This window comes from Streptomyces sp. CB02980, assembly GCF_014451325.2.
In the GTDB taxonomy this organism is placed as follows: Bacteria; Actinomycetota; Actinomycetes; order Streptomycetales; family Streptomycetaceae; genus Streptomyces.
On record NZ_JACSCH020000040.1, the window covers coordinates 1 to 19,763 of the forward strand.

The window sequence follows — 19,763 nt, forward strand, 5'->3', positions numbered from 1 at the left end:
GCCGCGATCTGCGGGATGCCCGCGCCGGACATCCGGGCCTGGTTGTAGAAGATCCGGCCGAAGTGCTCCCGGTCGGGGAAGACCTCGTCCTGCATCGGCAGGAACGCGCCGCCCGAGTCGACCAGGTAGAGGCAGGGGAGACGGTTCTCCAGCGCCACCTCCTGGGCCCGGAGGTGCTTCTTCACCGTCATCGGGTAGTACGTGCCGCCCTTGACCGTCGCGTCGTTGGCGACGATCACACACTCGCGGCCCGAGACCCGGCCGATGCCCGCGATGACGCCGGCCGCCGGGGCCGCGTCGCCGTACATCCCGTTCGCCGCGAGCGGCGCCAGCTCCAGGAAGGGGGAGCCGGGGTCGAGGAGGGTGTCCACCCGGTCCCTCGGCAGCAGTTTCCCGCGCGCGGTGTGCCGGGCCCGGGACTTCTCACCGCCGCCCAGCGCCGCCGCCGCGAGCTTGGCACGCAGAACAGCCGCCAGCTCGTGGTGCGCCGCCTCGTTCGCCTGCCAGGCCGGCGAGGCGGGATCCGCCGCACTCGCCAGCACAGGTGCACGGGATGCCTGCCATGTCATCGCGCGTCGTCCCGGCCCGTCGGTGTCCGCTGCGTCATGACGCCATTCCGAGTTCCCGCGCGATCAGCATCCGCTGGACCTCCGAGGTCCCCTCGCCGATCTCCAGGATCTTGCAGTCACGCCAGAACCGGCCCACCGCCGACTCGTTCATGAAGCCGTATCCGCCGTGGATCTGTGTCGCCTCACGCGCGTTGTCGACCGCGGCCTCCGAGGAGTAGAGCTTGGCGATCGCGGCCTCCTTCTTGAACGCCTCGCCGTGCAGCAGTCGGGAGGCCGCGTCCCGCCAGGCGAGGCGCGACATGTGGGTGCGCGTCTCCATGTCCGCGATCTTGAACTGGATGACCTGGTTGGCCCCGATCGGGCGGCCGAACGCCTGCCGGGTCCGCGCGTACCCGAGCGACTCGTCCACACAGCCCTGGGCAAGACCCGTGCCGAGGGCGGCGATCGCGATGCGGCCCTCGTCGAGGATGCGCAGGAACTGGGCGTAGCCGCGGCCCTCCTCGCCGACGAGGTTGGCGAGCGGGACCCGTACGTTCTCGAAGGAGAGCTCGTGGGTGTCCGAGGCGTTCCAGCCGACCTTGGAGTACGGGGCGGCGACCGTGAAGCCCGGCGTGCCCGACGGAACGATGATCGAGGAGATCAGCGGACGGCCGGAGCCGGAGGAATCGGACCCGGTGCGGCCGGTGACCGCCGTGACGGTCACCAGACCCGTGATGTCCGTACCGGAGTTGGTGATGAAGCACTTCGAGCCGTTGATGACCCACTCGTCGCCGTCGCGCACGGCCGTCGTCCGCGTGCCGCCCGCGTCCGAGCCGGCCTCCGGCTCGGTCAGGCCGAAGGCGCCGAGGATCTCCCCGGAGCACATCCTCGGCAGCCACTCCCGCTTCTGCTCCTCCGTGCCGAAGCGATAGATCGGCATCGCGCCGAGCGACACCGCGGCCTCCAGGGTGATGGCCACGGACGAGTCGACGCGGGCCAGTTCCTCCAGGGCGACGCAGAGCGCGAAGTAGTCGCCGCCCATGCCGCCGTACTCCTCCGGGAAGGGCAGTCCGAACAGCCCGAGGCGGCCCATCTCCGCGACGATCTCGTACGGGAACCGTCGCTCCTCGTAGTACGCGCCGATCTTCGGGGCGACCACGTCCTGGGCGAAGGCGGCGACGGTGCGGCGAAGGTCCTCGTACTCGGAGGAGAGTCGGTGATCAAGCATGGGAATCCTCCTGGGGCCCGGGCGGAACAGCCGGGCGCGGGGATGGCGGGGGCGGCATGGAGAGGGGACGGTGCCGGCGTACAGCGCTGTACGCCGGCACCGGAGAGAAGGCGGGGGCAGGGTTACTGCGGCCCGCCGTCCACGTGGATCGTCTGGCCGGTGACGTAGGCGGCGTCCTCGCCCGCGAGGAACGACACCACCGCGGCGATGTCCTCGGGCGAGCCGACCCTGCGCAGCGGCGACCTTGCGGCCGCCGCCCGCCGGAACTCCTCCGGATCGGCACCGGTGCGGCGAGCGGTCTGGTCCGTCATCGCCGTGGCCACGAAGCCGGGAGCGATGGCGTTGACGTTGATCCCGTACGGGCCCAGCTCGATCGCCAGGGTGCGGGTGAGGCCCTGCACACCCGCCTTGGCGGCCGCGTAGTTGGCCTGGCCGCGGTTGCCGTCGGCGGCGACCGAGCTCAGGTTGACGATCTTCCCCGACCCTTGTCGCACCATGTGCCGCTGCGCGGCGCGCGCGCACAGGAACGCGCCCCTCAGATGGACGTCGACGACGGTGTCCCAGTCGTCGTCGCTCATCATGAAGAGCATGGTGTCGCGGAGGACGCCGGCGTTGTTGACGAGGACGTCGAGCCGTCCGTACTCCGCGACCGTACGGTCGATCGCGGCGTCGACCTGCTCGGAGGAGGTGACGTCGCAGCCGATGGCCGTGGCACGACCGCCCGTCGCCCGGATCGCGTCGACGGTGTCGGCCGCGTCGCCCTCCGTCAGGTCGAGAACGACGACGGCCGCGCCGTCGGCCGCGAGCCGCTCGGCCGTCGCGGCGCCGATGCCCCGGCCCGCTCCGGTGACGACCGCCACGGAGCCGGCGCGGAGGCTGCCCGGGGTCATGCGCCCTCCGTCGACCCGATCAGGCTCTTGGGGCGCATGTCGAGCCACGAGGCCTCGACGCGGTCCAGGCATGCCGCCCGGTCCGCCGGCCCCATGACGCTGCGCCAGCCGGCCGGTACGGCGGTGGACGCGGGCCAGAGGGAGTACTGCTCCTCGTCGTTGACCAGGACGAGGTAGCTGCCGTCTCGGTCCTCGAAGGGGTGGGACATGGGTGCACCTTTCTGGGGCGGCGTCTCTGGGGCGGCATCGCGGTGGGCACCCGCGACGGGGCGGGCGCGGTCAGCGCTTGGGCATGCCGCTGGGGTCGGGCTTGAGGGAGACCGGCAGGGAGTGCATGCCGTGCAGGATCGTCGAGTAGATCCAGCTCTCGGGGCCGGTCTGCTCGATGTCGGTGACCATGCGGCGGAGGCCGTCGAGGACCGCCTCGATCTCCATGCGGGCGAGGTAGTGCCCCAGGCAGAAGTGCGCGCCGTGGGCGAAGGTGAGGTGCTTGTTGGGCGTGCGGTTCAGGTCGAAGCGGTACGGGTCGGCGAAGACGTCGCCGTCGAAGTTGCCCGAGGAGATCCAGACGCTGACCACGTCGCCGGCCTTGATCAGCTGCCCGTTGACGACGACGTCGCCGGTGGCGGCGCGGCCTCCGTGGATCGACGGCACGGTCCAGCGCAGGATCTCCTCGACCGCGGTGTCGAGCTTCGCCTCGCCGGTGCGCAGGGCCTTCCACTGGTCGGGGTACTGCTTCAGCGCGAGCAGGCCGCCGGTGATGGCGTGGCGTCCGGTCTCGTCGCCACCGATCATCAGGCCGTAGCAGTTCGCCATGAGCTCGGCGTCGCTGAGGCGTTCGCCTTCGATCTGGCTGTTGGCGAGGAGGCTGACGACGTCGTCGTGTTCGCTGTGCTTGCGGGTGGCGGCGAGGTCCGCGAAGTACAGCAGGATCTCGCTCTTGGCGGTCCAGCTGTCCTCCGGCGGGGCGTCGGCGTGGTCGCTGCTCCAGGCCCGGGAGGTGAGGCCGAGGAGGTACTTGCGGTCCGAGCGCGGCACGCCGAGCAGGTCGCAGATCGCGCCGAGCGGGACGCTGCCGGAGACGTCCTCCGCGAAGTCGCACTCGCCCTTCTCGATGGCGTCCACGAGGAGGCCGTCGACGGTCTCGCGCAGGCCTTCGCGGATGTCGTGCAGCATCCGCGGCGAGAAGGCCTTCATCAGGATGTTGCGGATCTGGGAGTGGCGGACGCCGTCCGTCACGGCCAGCATCGTCCCGGCCGCCGAGTCGCCGCCGGTGAGCAGCGTGCCCAGGGCGTTGCCGCGTTCGGTGGTGAAGTGCTCCTTGTCGCGGTAGACGGCCATGGCGTCCTGGTGCCGGCTGACCACCCAGAAGCCGGGCTGGGAGCCCCGCGCCTCCTGCCAGTACATGGGGCGTTCGGCGCGGAGGTGGCGCCACACCTCGGTCAGGTCCCGCTCCGCGTGGAGCACGGGGTCGGCGAGGTCGAGGCTCTCGAGTTCGGCCGGGTCGACCATCGGCTTGGTCTGGTGCGGGGGTACGGGCGTCGCCGTACCGGCCCTCGGGGCCTCGGTCTTCTGCGTGCCGGTCTCCGGTGCCCCGGTGGTGGGTGTCCCGGTCTTCGGTGCCTCGGTCGTCGTCATCGGTGCCTCGGTCGTCGGTGTCTCGGTCATCGGTGTCTCCAGTCCGCGGTGCGCGTCGGCGGGGTCGGAAGGGGAGCCGGGCTTCGCCCTCATCGCTCCGCCGCGGCGTCGGCGCCGCTCGCGACCGCGGCGAGCGCCTCGACGGTCGGGTTGCTGATCATTTCGCGGGGCGAGATGGAGTAACCCGCCTCCCGCGCCTTGAGGATGACGGTGATGGCGAGCATGCTGTGGCCGCCGAGCGCGAAGAAGTTGCTGTCGGCGCGGACATCGGAGACGCCGAGCAGCTCGCCGAAGATGGCCGCGAAGGCCACCTCCGCCGGGGTGCCGGGCGCCCTTCCGGCCGTGTCGGCGGTGGTCTCGGGGGCCGGCAGGGCCTGTCGGTCGAGCTTCCCGTTGGGGGTCGTCGGGAAGGCCGTGACGGTGACGCAGGCGGCGGGCACCATGTGCTCCGGCAGGCTGCGGGCCGCGAACTCGCGCAGCTCGGCCGAGCCCGGGGCGGGCTTGCCGTAGGTCTGGCCGACGATCACGTACGCGACGAGCTGCCGGCTCCCCGGCTGGTCCTCGCGGACGACGGCCACGGCCTGGTCGACCGAGGGGTGCCCGGCCAGGACGCTCGCCACCTCGCCGAGCTCGATGCGGAACCCGCGGAGCTTCACCTGGTCGTCGGCCCGGCCGTGGAAGTCGAGGCCGCCGTCGGGCCGCGGGGAGACCAGATCGCCGGTGCGGTACATCCGGGACCCGTCGGCCGCGAAGGGGTCGGCGACGAAGCGTTCGGCGGTGAGGGCGGGGCGTCGCAGATAGCCGCGTGCCAGGCCGGTGCCGCTGACGTAGAGCTCGCCGGTCTCCCCCACGGGTACGGGGCGCAGTTCCGCGTCCAGTACGTGGACCCGGGCGCCGGGGATCGCGGTGCCGAGCGAGGGGGTCCCGGCCGCGGTCAGCGGTTCGGTCATGGTGGCGCAGACGGTCACCTCGGTCGGGCCGTACGCGTTGATCATGCGCCGGTCCCCCGCCGTCCAGCGCTTCACGAGTTCGGCGGTGCACGCCTCGCCCGCGACGAGGAGGCTGCGTACTCCGGTGAGTTCCGCGGCGGTGACGCTGGCGGCGGCGACCGGCGGGAGCACGGCGTGGCTGACGTCCAGCCCGGTGAGGACCTCGGTCAGGGCCTCGCCGGCGAGGGCGCCGGGCGGCGGGACGACGAGGGCCGCGCCGGCTTCGAGGACGGCCAGCAGTTCGAAGACGTACGCGTCGAAGCTCGGTGAGGCGAACTGGAGCAGCCGGCTGTCGGCGTCGACGGCCATCCGCTCGACCGTCGCTGCCGCGAGCCCGGCGAGGCCGGCGTGGGTGACGGCGACGCCCTTGGGCGTGCCGGTGGTGCCGGAGGTGTAGATGACGTAGGCGAGGCCGGCCGCCTTCAGGGGGGCGTTCAGCTCGACGAGCGCCGGGTTCGCGTCGGGGGCCGCCGAGATCCGGTCGGCGGTCTCCGGCTCGTCGATGACGAGGCGGGCGAGCTCGGGGCCCTGCGGGATCCGCTCGGCAGAAGAGCGGGCGGTGACCACCAGGGCGGGGGCCGCGTCGGCGAGGACGAAGGCGATGCGGTCGGCCGGGTAGGCGGGGTCGACCGGCAGGAACGCGGCGCCGGTCTTGGCCACCGCGAGGGTGGCGACGACCATGTCGACCGAGCGCGGCAGGGCCAGGGCGACCAGCTTCTCGGGGCCCGCGCCGTGGGCGAGGAGGAGCTGGGCGAGCCGGTTGGCACGACCGTTGAACTCCTCGTAGGTGAGGGTCTCCTCGGCGGAGGCGAGCGCGGTGGCGTCGGGACAGTCCTTGGTCCGCCGCTCCAGCAGCTCGGCGAGGGTGACCGGGGCCTGTCCGGGGCCACTGTCGTTCCCCGTGCCGTGTGTGGTGGTGGCCATGCCGTCCTTCTCCTCAAGGGGGGCGGTCTCGGACGACGCGGCCGTACCGCCCGTCGTCGCGTTCGGCTTCGTCGTGTGAGGTGTGGCGGGTACTTCGGATGTGGCGGGTGTTTCGGGTGTGGCTGAAGGGGCGGGTATGGCAGGCGCGTCGGGCTTGTCCGGCATGTCAGGCCACCGGCCAGCCGGCGTCGGCGATGGCGAACCGCTCCCGGGCCTCGGCGCGCAGCCGCAGCCGGTCGGGCTTGCCGAGGGCGAGGACCGGCAGTGCGGTACGCAGCTCGATGTCGGCCGGTACGTGGTTCGGCGTGAGCCGCTCGCTCACGTGCCGGCGCAGCTCGCCGGCGTCCGGGGCGGCGCCCGCCGTCGGAACGATCACGGCGCAGATCCGTTCGAGCCGGTCCACGTCCTCGACACCGAAGACGGCCGCTTCCGCGACCGCGGGGTGGTCCAGCAGGGCCCGCTCGACGGATGCCGGGTAGACCTTGATGCCGTTCGTCTTGATGACGTCGGCGATCCTGCCGTGCAGGTGGAGGTAGCCGGCGTCGTCGAGGTGTCCGATGTCGCCGGTGTGGATCCAGCCGTCGCGGACGGTGCGCGCGGTGAGCTCGGGCTCGTTCCAGTAACGCTCCATCGACCAGCGGGAGATGACGCAGACCTCGCCGGCCTCGCCGGGCGGCAGGATCCGGCCGTCCCCGGGGTCCCGGACGGTCACGCGTACGCCCTCGGGCGGGCGGCCGACCGTGGCCCGCAGGGCGGGGTCGCGGTGGTCGTCCGGGAGCAGGAGGCTGATGAGGCCGCTCTCGCTCGTTCCGTACACCTGCATGATGACGGGGCCGAGCACCTCGACGGCCTTGCCGATGCGGTCCGGGGACGCGGCGCTGCCGGTGTAGAAGAGTTCCCGAACGGTCGACAGGTCGGTGCTGCCGATGGCGGGGTGCTCGGTCAGCGCGTACACCTGGGGTGCGGACAGCACGAGGCGGGTGATGCCGTACCGGCCGATCGCCCGGAGGACCTCGGTCGCGTCGAAGGCGGACTGGAGGACGACGAGGCCGCCGGTGATGACGGTGTCGTCCGCGGCGAAGCCGCTGGAGTGCGTGAGCGGCGCGGTGACGAGGCAGTTCGCGGGGACGCCTCGGGCCGCCGAGGTGGCCACCATGTCGTTCTTCACCTCGAACGCCCAACTGACCCCCTTGGGACGGCCGGTGGATCCGCTCGTGTACGTGACGACGGCGATGTCGCCGGTCTCGGCGGTCTCCGGGTCGAAGGCGTCGGCGGGGGCGGAGGTGAGGTCCACGATGTCGGGGCCGAAGGCACCGAGCCCGGCGAGCAGCGGCCGGGTCTTCAGCGCGTCGCACAGCTCACGGCCGCGGCCGACGTTGTCGGCGTCGACGGCCACCAGGGTGGCCCGTACGTCGGTGAGGATGTCGAGCTGGAGGTCCAGCGGCAGTTGGTCGAGCGGGTTGACCGCGTTGACCCCCCTGAGGTGGACCACCGTGGCGCCGAGCAGGTTCGCCGCCCAGCGCAGGATCAGCGTCGCCGGGGTGTTGGCGTTGGTCAGGACGGCGACCACGCTCTCGCGGCCCACGCCCTGCGCGCGCATGGTGTGGGCGGCCGAGGTGACCGAATCGGCGAGGGATCCGGCGGTGGTGGGCACGTCCTCGCATATGAGGGGTGCATTCAGGGGATTGGCACCGAGCGCGTCCAGGATCTGCCGGACGTAATGACTATTGCCTTGCAACCACGTTCTCCATTCGGCTCGTGGGGGCGAGGCCGTCAGCGCATCAGTCAATTGAGGCACGGCGTTCCGGCCTCGCGTATTGGGCCCGCTGAAATGGTCGTTCACCAGATCTCAAGATAGACGCGGAGCGGACGCCCCGACATCCCCAGGTCTGGTAGTCGTGAGAACGCCATCCGGAATGCCTTGATATTCGGTCGACGCCTGTCCTAGCGTCGTCCGCCATGGAGATACACACGGTCGAGTCGACACCCGTCACTGTGCGTTCCGGCGTACTCGACCCGGGGGCCCCTGCGGTCGCGAAGATTGAATCCGGCGATGTGGTGAGTTACCCCGACACCTGGACCAACTGGAACAACGAGTTGGCGTTCGGGATGTCCTTCGAGGAACTGGTCGACGTGCGCCGGCGCAATCCCGGCAACCCGTACCCCCTCCTGGGCCCGGTGGAGGTCGCGGGCGCCGAGCCGGGCGATGTGATCGAGTGCCGGCTCACCGCGCTCCGCACCCGCGACTGGGGCTGCAACGCCTCGCACCCGGGCTCGGGCGCGCTGCGTGACGACTTCACCGAGCCGTACATGCACTACTTCCGCTTCGACGAGGACCGCCGGACGGCGACCTACGCCCAGGGGACCACGCTCCCCCTCGCTCCGTTCCTCGGGATCACGGCCGTCGAGCCGGCCGGGGACGAGCCGGTCAGCGCGCTGCTCGCCGGCCCGTACGGCGGCAACCTCGTGCTGCGCGAACTCACCGTCGGATCCTCGCTGTTCCTGCCGGTGGCCAAGCCGGGCGGCCGGGTCTGGGTCGGCGACGTGCACGCGGTGCAGGGCGACGGCATGGTGGACCAGACGGGCATCAAGTCGGCCGCGGAGGACCTGCGGATCCGCTACGACCTGCACAAGTCCGTGGCGCTCGACGCCCCGCTGGCCGAGACCGGGACGCACTGGATCGGCTTCGGCTTCGCCGACAGCCTCGACGACGCGCTCCTCGCCTGCCTGCGGGGGCTGGTGGCCTGGCTGCCGGCCGCGGCGGGGATCACGGCCGCGGAGGCGTACGCGCTGTGCAGCATGGCGGTGAGCTTCCGGATCACGCAGTACGCGGACCAGCGCGGCTCCTCGTACAGCGCGCTGCCCCCGAAGACGGTCCACGGCATGGTGCCGAAGGACGTCTTCCCGCCGGAGGTCCAGGAGCGGATCGGCGCCTGGCTGCGGCCGTCGACCCGATGACGGCCGGACCGCCGAACCCCCACCCCCACCGCGTACGCACGATATCGAGAAGGATGCCGCGATGAGCGAGCCGATAACCTATCAGCAACACTGGGACCGCACGGATCATTTCGATCCGCCGACCCTTCTGCTGGACCTGAGCCGGGAACGGCCACTGACCAGAATGACGTACCCGAGCGGCCATGTCGGCTGGCTGGTGACCGGCCACGAGCTGTCCCGGGAGATCCTCAGCAATCCCGTCTTCAGCCACAATTACGGGATCGGCCACTTCCCCATCACCAAAAAGGGCAAGCAGATTCCGCCGCTGCCGGCGATGCCCGGCATGTTCATTCACATGGACCCGCCGGAGCACACGAAGTACCGGAAGCTGCTGACCGGTGAATTCACCACCCGCCGGATGAACCAGTGGGCGGAGCGCGTCGACGTCCTCGCCGCCGAGCAGCTGAAGGCGGTGCGCGAGCAGGGCACGTCGGCCGACCTCGTCGCCTCCTTCGTCCGGCCCCTGGTCCTCCGGGTCATCTGTGAGCTGATCGGCATTCCGTACGAGGAGTGCGAGAAGATCGCCCAGCTGCCGGACACCTCGAACGACGAGAGCATCGAGCTGGAGGACGAGTTCGCCGCCGCGCGCGAGTCGTTCTTCTACGTGCGCGAGCTCGTCGAGCGGAAGCGGAACGAGCCCGGCGACGACATGCTGAGCCGGCTCATCGCCGCCGACCAGCTGACGGACCAGGAGATCACCAACATGATCCTCCTGGTGTTCGTCGCGGGTTACTCCACGACGGAGGCCGCGCTGACGTGCAGCACGCTGGCACTGCTGCACCACACCGAGCGACTCTCCGAGTTCCGGGCGAACCCCAGGTCCGCGAACGCCGTCGAGGAGCTGCTCCGCTACACGACGGTCAACCAGTACCAGATCTTCCGCACCGCGCTCGAGGACATCGAGCTGGGCGGCGAGACGATCAGGAAGGACGACACGGTCACCGTGTCGCTGCCCGCCGCCAACCGTGATCCCGCCAAGTTCGGCTGCCCCCACGCGCTGGACTTCGACCGCGACACGTCGGGGCAGATGGCCTTCGGCTACGGCGTGCACATGTGCCTCGGCCAGAACCTGGCGCGCATCGTCATCGGCTCCGGTCTGCGGACCCTGGTCGAGGAGCTGCCCGGTCTCGAACTGGCCGTGCCGCTGGAGGAGGTCCCGCTGCGGGGCCGCTCCACGGTGGTGAGCCTGCTCGAACTGCCCGTCCGCTGGTGACGGACTGACCAGCGCGTCGCACACGACGGAGCGGGCCCGGAGATCCTCCGGGCCCGCTCCGTCGTTCCGCGTCACGGCCGTGTGCTCACGTCACACCGTCACACCGACGTGGCGACGTGGCGTCACGCCGTCATGGCGACATGGACGATCTGGCCGGACACGGCCGCGGCCCCGTCCCCGGCCAGGAACCGCACGGCGTCGAGCGCCCCCGCCGCGTACGTCGATCCGCCGGCGGCGGGCGTGGCGGTCAGGTCCGTGGCGGAGGGCTCCGGAGCGACGACGTTGGCCGTGATGCCGAACGGCCGCAGTTCCAGCGCGATCGTCCTGGTGAACCCGGCGAGGCCCGTCTCGACGACCGAGTTCCGCGCCGCCCCCGGCCTTCCGCCACCCGCGACGTCGGCCAGCGTGAGGATCCGCCCCCCACCGTTCTTGATCATCGGGTCGACGACCGCGCGGCTGGTGACGAACACCCCCCGCAGGGGGCCGCCGACGGCCTCGGTCCAGTCCTGGTCGGAGAGTTCGCGCAGCGGACCGCGATCGACGGCTCCTACGCAGCTCAACAGGACGACCGGATCGCCCAGTTCGGAGTGGACCCGGGCCAGCGCGCTGTCGACCGAGGCCGCGTCGGCGACGTCCGCGGCCACGAACACGCACCGCCGCCCCGTCTCCGTGATCCGCCTCAGCGTGTCGGCGTGCGCGGCCTCGTCCGTACCGAGTACGGCGATGTCCATGCCGTCTTCGGCCAGCCGTACGGACGCGTCGGCGCCGATGCCCCGCGCCGCGCCCGTCACCATTGCGACTCGAGCCATGGTTCGTTCCTCTCTCGACAGGTCGGCTTCAGACCGCGGACACCGGGGCGCGCTCCACGAAGGAGAGCAGGGTGGCCAGGACGTGGTCGTGGATCTCGTTCATCCGGGCGGGGGTGAAGCACCTGGCGCTGTACGGCATCTCGATGCTGAGGCGGCCGTACACGGTCATCGGGGACGCCACCAGCGCGCCCGCACCGGCCTCCGGGACCCACTTGGAGGAGATGGCGAACTTGCGCATGTCGGTGATCTCGAGGCCGGGCGGCGCGGGCGGACCCGCGACGCTGCCCACGTTGGGCATGACGAGGCTGGCCGTCAGCACGGCCGGGTTCGCGAGCAGCAGGGGCAGGGCCTGGAGCTCCCGGGCCGGTTCGCCCCGCTCGATGCCGTCGCGGAGCCGACCGGTGATCCGGCGGCCCAGCTCGATCGGATCGACTCCGGCGGGTACGTCGACGACGTCGAGGTACCAGGACGCGGCGGGGATCAGCACGTCGCGGCCGAGCGCGGGGGTCAGCCGGGCGCGCAGGTCGACCGGGGAGACGAAGCTCAGCCGGTGATCGGTCCCGTACCCGGGTCCGTAGCCGTCCCTGACCGCGGTCAGCAGGGCCGCCCCGACCAGGCCGTGTACGGAGACGCCGACGCTCTTGGCGAAACCGACGAGGGCGTCGGTCTGTTCGCGGGTCAGGCGGACGCGCCGCACGTCCATCAGAGCCCCGCCCTGCGGCCGCCCGTCCTGCGGCCGACGGTCCTGGAGCTGTCCGTCCTGGAGCTGTCCGTCCTGGGACTGTCCGTCCCGGAACTGTCCGTCCCGGAACTGTCCGTCCTGGGGCTGTCCGTCCTGGGGCGACGCGTCCGCCGTGAAGGGGAGCACGGCAAGGGGGTGCTCGGAGGTCCGCTCGGTCCGGTCCTTCACGTACGCGGCGAGGTCCTCGTCGGAGCACGGCGCGAGGAGATCGTCGACGGCCACGGGCCACGACTCCCCCGCGCTCCGCGGGGCCTCGTACGTGCCGTCCTGGATCCCGGCGTACGCGCTCCAGATCTCGTTGCACAGGACGGTGGCGCTGTGCCCGTCGCAGATGACGTGGTCGATGCCGAGGACGAACGTCGACTCGCCGTCGCCGCGGAAGAGGGTGGCGCGGACCAGGGGTCCGCCGGCCGGCAGCGGCCGGTTGAGCTGGTCGGTCAGGTCGGTGGGTCCGGCCGGGTGCACCGCAAGGCGCGGCAGCTCTTCCTCGTCCAGCAGATCGAGGAAGACCTCGTCGCCGTCCCGGACCACCCGGCTGCGGAGCGAGCGGTGCTCGGCGACCTTCGCGGCGAACGCCGCGGCCAGCAACTCCTCGTCGACCTCGCCGCGTACCGTGCAGACGGTCGTCGCGAGGGTCCTGATCTCACCGACGTACAGGATTTCCGACAGTGACAGCTTGCGTCGCATACAGATCATTTCTCCAGACATGACTCGGCGCCGTCACGCTAAAGCGGCCGGGGCATTTCCACATCCCTCGGCCTGGTAGTTCCGCGGGAGAAGTCGGCGGGAAAGCGGCCGGTCCGGCCGGGTGCCACCGGGTCCTACCAGGCTGAGGGATGGTGTGGCCCTACCGCCCGGTACTAACGTCACCGAATGGCATGACAGGACTCCACAGCCAGTGCGTCCAAGAAAGTGCTGCATTCGCCTTTCCCTTGCTGACCGACCACTGCGTGAGGAGATTCATGCACTGTCGCGACATTCCACCGCCCATTCAGGCACGACGCGAGAGGGCATGCGTGTGAAAGCCGTCTACGCAGCCCACCCGGACGACCACGATCCGCTGTCCGCACTCGTCATCGGCGAGCGCCCCGATCCCGTGGTGCCCGAGGGCTGGGTACGTGTCCGGGTCCGGGCCGTCTCCCTCAACCACAAGGACCTGTGGACCCTGCGGGGCGTCGGGCTGAACCACGACAAGTACCCGCGGATCCTGGGCTGTGAGGCCGCCGGTGAGGATCCGGACGGTCGCCGGGTGACGCTCTACCCCGTACTGGACTCCCCTCCGGGCACCACCGACGAGACGCTCGTCCTGCCGGCCGCGCAGCTCGTCGGGGCACGGCCGGGAACGCTCGCCGAGTACATCGCGGCGCCCGCCCACAGCCTGCTGCCGGTCCCGGACCACCTCACGTGGGAGGAGGCCGCCTGCCTGATGTGCACGTGGCTGCCCGCGTACCGGATGCTGTTCACCAAGGCCGAGCTGCTCCCCGGGAACTCCGTGCTGGTGCAGGGTGCCGCGGGTGGACTGTCCACGGCGCTGATCCAGTTGGGCGCGGCCGCCGGACTCCGGGTGTACGCCACGAGCCGTACCGCCGACAAGCGGGACCTGGCCCGGCGGCTCGGCGCCCATGAGGCGTTCGAGACCAATGCCGAGCTGCCGGAGCAGGTGGACGCCGTCGTCGACAGCGTCGGCCGGGCGACCTGGACGCACTCGCTGCGCAGCGTGCGCAACGGCGGCACGGTCGTCGTCGCCGGCGCGACCACCGGCGACGTGTCGCCCGCGCGGCTGCACCGGATCTACTTCCACCAGATCAAGATCGTCGGTTCGTTCAGCGGCACGCGGGACGAGTACGCGCGGATGCTCGCGCTGATGAACACGACGGGCATCAGACCGCTGGTGGACGAGGTGATGTCGGCGCAGGACGCGCCCGCGGCGTTCAAGCGCCTGTCGGACGGCGATGTGCGGGGCAACCTCGTCCTCACCTGGCCGTGAGGCGGGCGGCGGCCCGCTGACCCACGAAGAGGCGGTGCCCGGGAGACCCCCGGGCACCGCCTCTTCGCCTGTGCCGGCACCTGCCTGTGCCGGCTCCGTTCACGTGCCCAGCAGCTCCGCCGTACGGAAACCGAGCTCGACGGCCTGCGCCCCGGTGAGGCACGGCCCGGGGAGTCGCGGCCCGGGGAGTCGCGGCCCGGCGGCGGTCTCGCGCGTACCGTCGGTCTCCACCCGGATGCCGTCGGTCTCCCTTCGCATTCCGACTCCGCCGGTCTCCATTCGGATTCCGCCGGGGTGCGTGCCCAGGCCGCGGTGCACCTCGAAGAAGCCGGCGAGCTCGTCGAGCGCGCCCTCGAAGTCCCGGGGGTTGCGGTACAGGGGGTCGCACTGCCAGACGACCTGCCGGCCCGCCGCCTCGACCCGCTCGACGACCGACGGCAGGAGATCGCGGACCCACCGGCTCCCCATCGCGCAGGTCAGCGTCAGACGCCCCGGGACGGCGTGCGGGTCGAAGCGTTCCACCAGTTCGGCGGCGTGCGCCGGGGTGGTGTCGGGGCCGATCCGCAGACCGACCGGGTTCGATGCCCGCCGCACGAGGGCCGCGTACGAGTCGTCGATCCGAGCGTCGTGGGCGTCGAGCCACAGGAAGTGCGCCGAGCCGCTGACGAGGGGGGTCGCCGGGCCCGCGGCCGCCGCGTCCGGGCCCGCCGGGCGGCCGAGCTCGGTGTCCGGCAGCATCATGGCCCGCTCGTGGCCCGGGGCCAGCATCCGGCGGGAGGTGTACAGCTCGGCCGTGCTCGCGGTGCGGTCGGTGAATCCGCCGGCCGCCATGAAGCGCAGGCCGCGGCCGATCCGGTCGGCGAGGGGCCGGTAGCGGGCGCCGGCGGCGGTCCTGACGAACTCCGTGTTCCAGCCGTGGATCCGTTCCAGGCCGGCGGTCTCGCCGCGGCACAGTCCCCGGAACAGGTTCATGGTGGCCGCCGACAGGGCGTGGCCGCGCGGGATGCCGTCGTCGGCGAGGCGGTGGATCGGGGCGTAGGGCCCGCAGACCTGGGCCATCTTCACCACCGGCAGGCCGGCCGCGTACATGACGACGACGCCCGTCTGGTGCAGCACGCGCAGATGCGCCTCCAGGTGGACCTGTACGTCCCCGGTGGCCGGCCCGGTGCTGTCACCGCCCTGGAGCAGGAACGCCTCGCCCCGGGCCACCGCCGCCAGCCTCGCCGACAGCAGCTCCGTCTCGGCCTGCGCCACGAGGGGCGGCGCCGCGCGCAGCCGCTCCCGGACGGCGTGCGCCGTGTCGGGGCCCTCGTCGACGAGGGCGCCGGCGAGATCCTCGACGGGCAGGGGAAGCAGGGTCACGTTGGGCACGGCGGGCCGCTCAGCCGACGGGGCCGGCGAGGATGCCCGCGGCGAGGTTCTCGTACTCGTCGTTGTCGACGAGAGTGCGCACCTGCTCGCGGCCGTCCCGGACCGTCAGGTACCGCCGCCCCTTCAGGACGGCCTGGCCGTCGTCCACGGCACGGCTGCAGAGCAGCAGCCCGCCGCCGGCGCCGCCCACACCGCCCGCACCGCCCGCACCCGGTTCCGTCGGGCGCAGTTTCTCGTTGACCTTGCGCTCGAACTCCGACCAGGCGGCGGGCTCCCGGACGGCCAGCGTGAAGCGGTAGACGACGTGCCAGCGGCCGCCTCGCGCACAGCGCCGCAGGACGAGGCTCCCGGCGTCCTCGACGAGCCGGTACTGGACGCCGTACTGGACCTGGATCTCCTCGCCGACCCGCAGCGGTTCCAGGAACGACGGTCCCGCGTAGCCGACGTCGACCAGCCATCGCTCGTCGTCGAGCGTGACGAGGAGGAGCATGTGCTCGACCTCCGTACCGAAGAGCTGCGCTCCTTCGACGGTGCTGCCGCCGAGCAGGGCGACGTCGAAACCCAATTCCCGGAGCAGCCGGAAGAAGAGGCGGCTGAGCTGAATACAGCCGCCGCCGTGGCCCTCGGCGATCACCGCGTCGAATGTGGCGTCCTCGTCGATGTCGACGAGGTCGACTCCGGTGCCCCGCCGTGACGGCGGACGGGTGAGCGAACTGACGCTGTTGTAGGCAATTGCCATGAGGTGTTTCTTGTGCAGCGCCCGCAGCGTGTCGAGATCCGGCTTCGCCTCTCCCTCATGACCTATGCACCGCAGGTATTCGTCGACGTCGAACAATTTCCTCACCACATTTCTCGTCAGGTGGCCTCGGCGCCGGTCGCCACTGGGGCGACCGGCGCCGAGGCCGGTTCTCGGGGAGACGTCGTCAGCCGGCGAGCCGGTCGGTCGTCCGCTCGTGCAGGAACGTCGCGAGCATCGAAGGCGTCGGGTACTCGAAGACCACGTTCGACGGGAGCTTCGTGCCGCTCAACTCGACCAGCCTGTTGCGCAGTTGCATGGAGGTCAGCGAATCGAAGCCGATCTCGAAGAGCCCCTGGTCAGCGCCGAGCCGATCAGCGGTGGCGTATCCGAGGACCGCGGCGATCTGCGCACGCACCACGTCGAGCAGGAGTTCCTTCCGCTCGGCGGCGGGCAGCGTCTCCAGCCGGTCCGCCAGCGCACGCCGCTCGTCGACGGAGACCGGGGCCTGGGCCGTCGGGCGCCTCCTGCGGGCCGGGACCCGCTGGAGGCGCTCCCCGGCGCCGACCGAGGCGGCCCCGATGCGTTCGGCGGAGACGGGCCGCACGACCACCGACCGCATCGTCAGCACCGGCGTCCCCGTCTCGTCGACCGCCGCGAACGACAGCGTGTCGGAGCCCGTCCTGACCAGCCGGATCCGCAGACTCGTGGCGCCCTCGGCGTGCAGCACCACGTCGTGCCACGCGGAGACCATCGGCGCTTCCTCGTCGCCGGCCTCGGACAGCGCGGGCTGCGTGGCCGCGTCCAGCAGGGCCGGGTGCAGACCGAACAGGCCCGCCTCCGCCTGCTGGTTCTGCGCCAGGGCGGCCTCGGCGAAGAGCTCCTCGCCGCGGCGCCAGACGGCACGCAGGCCCTGGAAGGCCGGCCCGTGCGCGTACCCCTTCTTCGTGAGCACGGCGGAGAGGTCGGCGAGGTCGACGGGCTCGGCACCGGCCGGCGGCCACTGCGCGAGGTCGGCACCGTCGCCGTCGCCCGCACCCGCGAAGGGCGCCTCGGGCGACAGGGTGCCGTACGCGTGCCGGGTCCACTCCCGGCCGCCACCCTGACCGGCTTCACGGGCATCCCCGGACGAGGAGTAGACCTCGACGGAACGACGTCCCATCGGGTCCTCGCCTCCGACGGTGACGCGCACCCGGACCGAACCCTCCTCCGGCAGGACCAGCGGAGCGTCGGTCACCAGCTCGTCCAGCACCTCGCAGCCGAACTCGTCGCCGGCCCGGATGGCCAGGTCGACGAAGGCCGCACCAGGAACCAGCACCGCGCCGTGGACGGCGTGGTCGGCCAGCCAGGAGTGCGTCCGCAGGGACCAGCTGGAGGTGAAGACCAGCCCGTCCGACTGCGGCAGCTCGACGACGGCGCCGAGGAGCGGGTGATCGGACTCGGTCTGACCGAACGAGCCCGCAGGCGTGGCCGACTTCGTGCGCTGGATCCAGTAGTGCTCGTGGTCGAAGGCGTACGTGGGCAGGTCGTGCCGGTGCCGGGCGGACCCGGTGGGCAGTACGGCCGTCCAGTCGATGTCGACACCGCGCACGAACGCCTCGGCGAGCGAGGCCAACATGCGCCGCATGCCGCCTTCGCCCCGGCGCAGGGACCCCACCAGCAGGGGGGTGATCTCCGCGGTGTCCGCGATCTCGGAGACGGGCTGGAGGAGGACGGGGTGGGGGCTGACCTCGACGAAGACGCCGAAGCCCTCACCGATCAGCGCACGGACCGCAGGCTCGAAGCCGACCGTCTGCCGCAGGTTCCGGTACCAGTACCCACCGTCAAGAACACCCTCGGACTCGATCCAGGCGCCGTCGACGGACGAGAAGAACGGAATCTCCGGAGCCAGCGCGGTCACACCGGCGAGCTCGGCAGCGAGCACGTCCTCGACGGCCTCGACGTGCCGGGTGTGGGACGCGTAATCCACCGCGACCCGCCGGACACGGGCGCCCCGACCCTCCAAGGCGGTCAGGAGACCGTCCAGAGCCTCGGCGTCACCGGCGATCACGACCGAGGTGGGGCCGTTGACGGCCGCGACCTCGACGCCTTCCACCAGCAACTCCCGGACCTCGGCCTCTGCCAGAGCGACAGACGCCATACCGCCCGCGCCCGAAAGGACCCGGCCGATCGCCTGGCTGCGCAGAGCCACCACACGCGCCGCATCCTCAAGCGACAACGCACCCGCCACACACGCCGCAGCGATCTCACCCTGCGAATGCCCAAGCACCGCATCCGGTACGACACCCGCCGCACGCCACACCGCCGCCAGCGACACCATCACCGCGAAACTCGCCGGCTGAATCACATCGACCCGCTCCAGCAGCGCCGCATCGGCTTCGCCCCGCAGCACATCGGTCAGCGACCACTCCACGAACGGAGCCAACGCACGCTCACACTCGGCCACCCGACCCGCGAACACCACGGACGAGTCAAACAGCTCACGACCCATGCCGACCCACTGCGCGCCCTGACCCGGGAACACGAACGCCGAACGACCACGAGCAGCAGAACGACCACCCTCGGACTCGCCGCGCGCCAGCGCACCGAGACCCGACAGCAGCTCCTCACGCGAACCCGCCACCACCACCGCACGATCCGACAGCACCGCACGACCGGAGACGAGCGACCCCGCGACCTGCGCGAGCGAGACGGTCTCGCCCGCCTCGACGAACGCAGCCAGCCGCTTCGCCTGCCCGGCCAGCGCACCCGCACCCTTCGCCGACACCACGAACGGAAGCACCGCATCACCGTCGAACGGCGCGACGGCGGCCTCCGCCTCCTCCGGCGCCTGCTCCAGGATCACGTGCGCGTTCGTACCGCTGACACCGAACGAGGACACACCGGCCCGGCGCGCACGCTCCGTCTCCGGCCAAGCCCGGGACTCCGTCAGGAGCTCCACCGCACCGGCCGACCAATCCACCTGCGGCGTCGGCTCATCGACGTTCAGCGTCGCCGGGAGAATGCCGTGCCGCATCGACTCGACCATCTTGATGACGCTCGCCACGCCCGAAGCGGCCTGCGCGTGCCCGATGTTGGACTTGACCGAGCCCAGCAGCAGCGGCCGGTCGGCCTCACGCCCCTGGCCGTAGGTGGCAAGGAGCGCCTGAGCCTCGATCGGATCGCCGAGCCTGGTGCCGGTGCCGTGCGCCTCGACGACGTCGACATCCGCCGACGAGAGACCCGCACCGGCCAGCGCCTTGCGGATCACCCGCTGCTGCGCAGGACCGTTCGGAGCCGTCAGACCGTTCGACGCACCGTCCTGGTTCACCGCCGAACCCCGCACCACCGCGAGTACCTGGTGGCCGTTCTCGCGGGCGTCCGAGAGCCGCTCAAGCAGCAGGACACCCACACCCTCGGCCCAACCGGTGCCGTCGGCGGAGGAGGAGAAGGCCTTGACCCGGCCGTCGGCGGCCAGACCGCGCTGGCGAGAGAAGCCGATGAAGGTGTCAGGGGTGGACATGACGGTGGCTCCGCCGGCGAGTGCCATCGTGCACTCGCCCTGCCGCAGCGCCTGCGCCGCCAGGTGGATCGCCACCAACGACGACGAACACGCCGTGTCCACGGTCACCGCAGGACCCTCGAACCCGAACACGTACGACACACGGCCCGAGGCCACACTGCCCGCACTGCCCGTGCCCGCGAACCCCTC

15 protein-coding genes are annotated in these 19,763 nt (G+C 71.6%); 3 read left to right on the forward strand and 12 right to left on the reverse strand.

Annotated features, from left to right (window positions below; all coding sequences use genetic code 11):
• The 7 genes from E0F75_RS39330 to E0F75_RS39360 form a co-directional block, all read right to left on the reverse strand.
• Positions 1-569: carboxyl transferase domain-containing protein (locus E0F75_RS39330; protein WP_308189663.1), on the reverse strand; the 569-nt coding region annotated here is incomplete at its 3' end.
• A gap of 34 nt (positions 570-603) precedes the next feature.
• The gene (locus tag E0F75_RS39335) at positions 604-1,776 is read right to left on the reverse strand and encodes an acyl-CoA dehydrogenase family protein (protein WP_229315844.1); all 1,173 of its coding nucleotides are present in this window, start codon (positions 1,774-1,776) and stop codon (positions 604-606) included.
• A 122-nt stretch (positions 1,777-1,898) separates the two neighbouring features.
• Positions 1,899-2,666, reverse strand: a complete 768-nt coding sequence (gene fabG / locus E0F75_RS39340) for a 3-oxoacyl-ACP reductase FabG (RefSeq protein WP_229315845.1) — start codon at positions 2,664-2,666, stop codon at positions 1,899-1,901.
• A complete protein-coding gene (locus E0F75_RS39345; RefSeq protein ID WP_229315846.1) occupies positions 2,663-2,875 on the reverse strand; it encodes an MbtH family protein in 213 nt (70 codons plus the stop codon). The genes fabG and E0F75_RS39345 overlap by 4 nt, the downstream gene beginning before the upstream one ends.
• 70 nt (positions 2,876-2,945) lie before the next feature.
• On the reverse strand, positions 2,946-4,334 hold the full coding sequence (locus tag E0F75_RS39350) for a cytochrome P450 (protein ID WP_229315847.1): 1,389 nt from the start codon (positions 4,332-4,334) through the stop codon (positions 2,946-2,948).
• Positions 4,335-4,393: 59 nt separating this feature from the next.
• Entirely contained in the window at positions 4,394-6,217 is a 1,824-nt protein-coding gene (locus E0F75_RS39355) for a non-ribosomal peptide synthetase (RefSeq protein WP_229315848.1), read from the reverse strand.
• Positions 6,218-6,383: 166 nt separating this feature from the next.
• Positions 6,384-7,955, reverse strand: a complete 1,572-nt coding sequence (locus E0F75_RS39360) for a class I adenylate-forming enzyme family protein (RefSeq protein WP_229315849.1) — start codon at positions 7,953-7,955, stop codon at positions 6,384-6,386.
• 221 nt (positions 7,956-8,176) lie between these two features.
• On the opposite strand from E0F75_RS39360, the gene E0F75_RS39365 reads away from it, so the two are divergent.
• Together E0F75_RS39365 and E0F75_RS39370 are read left to right on the forward strand one after the other, a co-directional pair.
• Positions 8,177-9,175: an acetamidase/formamidase family protein gene (locus E0F75_RS39365; protein WP_229315850.1), complete on the forward strand. Its 999-nt coding sequence runs from the start codon at positions 8,177-8,179 to the stop codon at positions 9,173-9,175.
• Between the two features lie 61 nt (positions 9,176-9,236).
• Positions 9,237-10,427, forward strand: a complete 1,191-nt coding sequence (locus E0F75_RS39370; RefSeq protein ID WP_229315851.1) for a cytochrome P450 — start codon at positions 9,237-9,239, stop codon at positions 10,425-10,427.
• Positions 10,428-10,549: 122 nt separating this feature from the next.
• On the opposite strand, the gene E0F75_RS39375 is transcribed toward E0F75_RS39370, so the two are convergent.
• Together E0F75_RS39375 and E0F75_RS39380 are read right to left on the reverse strand one after the other, a co-directional pair.
• Positions 10,550-11,236 carry an SDR family NAD(P)-dependent oxidoreductase gene (locus E0F75_RS39375; RefSeq protein ID WP_229315852.1) on the reverse strand — a complete coding sequence of 229 codons (687 nt, stop codon included), beginning with the start codon at positions 11,234-11,236 and terminating at the stop codon, positions 10,550-10,552.
• 28 nt (positions 11,237-11,264) lie between these two features.
• Positions 11,265-12,665, reverse strand: coding sequence for a condensation domain-containing protein (locus E0F75_RS39380; protein WP_229315853.1), 1,401 nt, complete (start codon positions 12,663-12,665; stop codon positions 11,265-11,267).
• 325 nt (positions 12,666-12,990) lie between these two features.
• Between E0F75_RS39380 and E0F75_RS39385 the strand changes: the two genes are divergently transcribed.
• Positions 12,991-13,965, forward strand: a complete 975-nt coding sequence (locus tag E0F75_RS39385; protein ID WP_229315854.1) for a zinc-binding dehydrogenase — start codon at positions 12,991-12,993, stop codon at positions 13,963-13,965.
• A 99-nt stretch (positions 13,966-14,064) separates the two neighbouring features.
• On the opposite strand, the gene E0F75_RS39390 is transcribed toward E0F75_RS39385, so the two are convergent.
• From E0F75_RS39390 to E0F75_RS39400, 3 genes are all read right to left on the reverse strand, one after another.
• Positions 14,065-15,327 carry a 3-deoxy-7-phosphoheptulonate synthase gene (locus E0F75_RS39390; protein WP_229315855.1) on the reverse strand — a complete coding sequence of 421 codons (1,263 nt, stop codon included), beginning with the start codon at positions 15,325-15,327 and terminating at the stop codon, positions 14,065-14,067.
• Between the two features lie 19 nt (positions 15,328-15,346).
• On the reverse strand, positions 15,347-16,183 hold the full coding sequence (locus tag E0F75_RS39395) for an arylamine N-acetyltransferase (protein ID WP_308189664.1): 837 nt from the start codon (positions 16,181-16,183) through the stop codon (positions 15,347-15,349).
• Positions 16,184-16,259: 76 nt separating this feature from the next.
• Positions 16,260-19,763 (reverse strand): acyltransferase domain-containing protein (locus E0F75_RS39400; protein WP_267500082.1); only part of this gene is annotated, 3,504 nt, incomplete at its 5' end.

Bases quoted from the DNA above. Each gene is read 5' to 3' on its own strand.
- E0F75_RS39335 (WP_229315844.1), bottom strand. From the start codon at position 1,776: ATGCTTGATCACCGACTCTCCTCCGAGTACGAGGACCTTCGCCGCACC.
- fabG (WP_229315845.1), bottom strand. From the start codon at position 2,666: ATGACCCCGGGCAGCCTCCGCGCCGGCTCCGTGGCGGTCGTCACCGGA.
- E0F75_RS39345 (WP_229315846.1), bottom strand. From the start codon at position 2,875: ATGTCCCACCCCTTCGAGGACCGAGACGGCAGCTACCTCGTCCTGGTC.
- E0F75_RS39350 (WP_229315847.1), bottom strand. From the start codon at position 4,334: ATGACCGAGACACCGACGACCGAGGCACCGATGACGACGACCGAGGCA.
- E0F75_RS39355 (WP_229315848.1), bottom strand. From the start codon at position 6,217: ATGGCCACCACCACACACGGCACGGGGAACGACAGTGGCCCCGGACAG.
- E0F75_RS39365 (WP_229315850.1), top strand. From the start codon at position 8,177: ATGGAGATACACACGGTCGAGTCGACACCCGTCACTGTGCGTTCCGGC.
- E0F75_RS39370 (WP_229315851.1), top strand. From the start codon at position 9,237: ATGAGCGAGCCGATAACCTATCAGCAACACTGGGACCGCACGGATCAT.
- E0F75_RS39375 (WP_229315852.1), bottom strand. From the start codon at position 11,236: ATGGCTCGAGTCGCAATGGTGACGGGCGCGGCGCGGGGCATCGGCGCC.
- E0F75_RS39380 (WP_229315853.1), bottom strand. From the start codon at position 12,665: ATGCGACGCAAGCTGTCACTGTCGGAAATCCTGTACGTCGGTGAGATC.
- E0F75_RS39385 (WP_229315854.1), top strand. From the start codon at position 12,991: ATGCGTGTGAAAGCCGTCTACGCAGCCCACCCGGACGACCACGATCCG.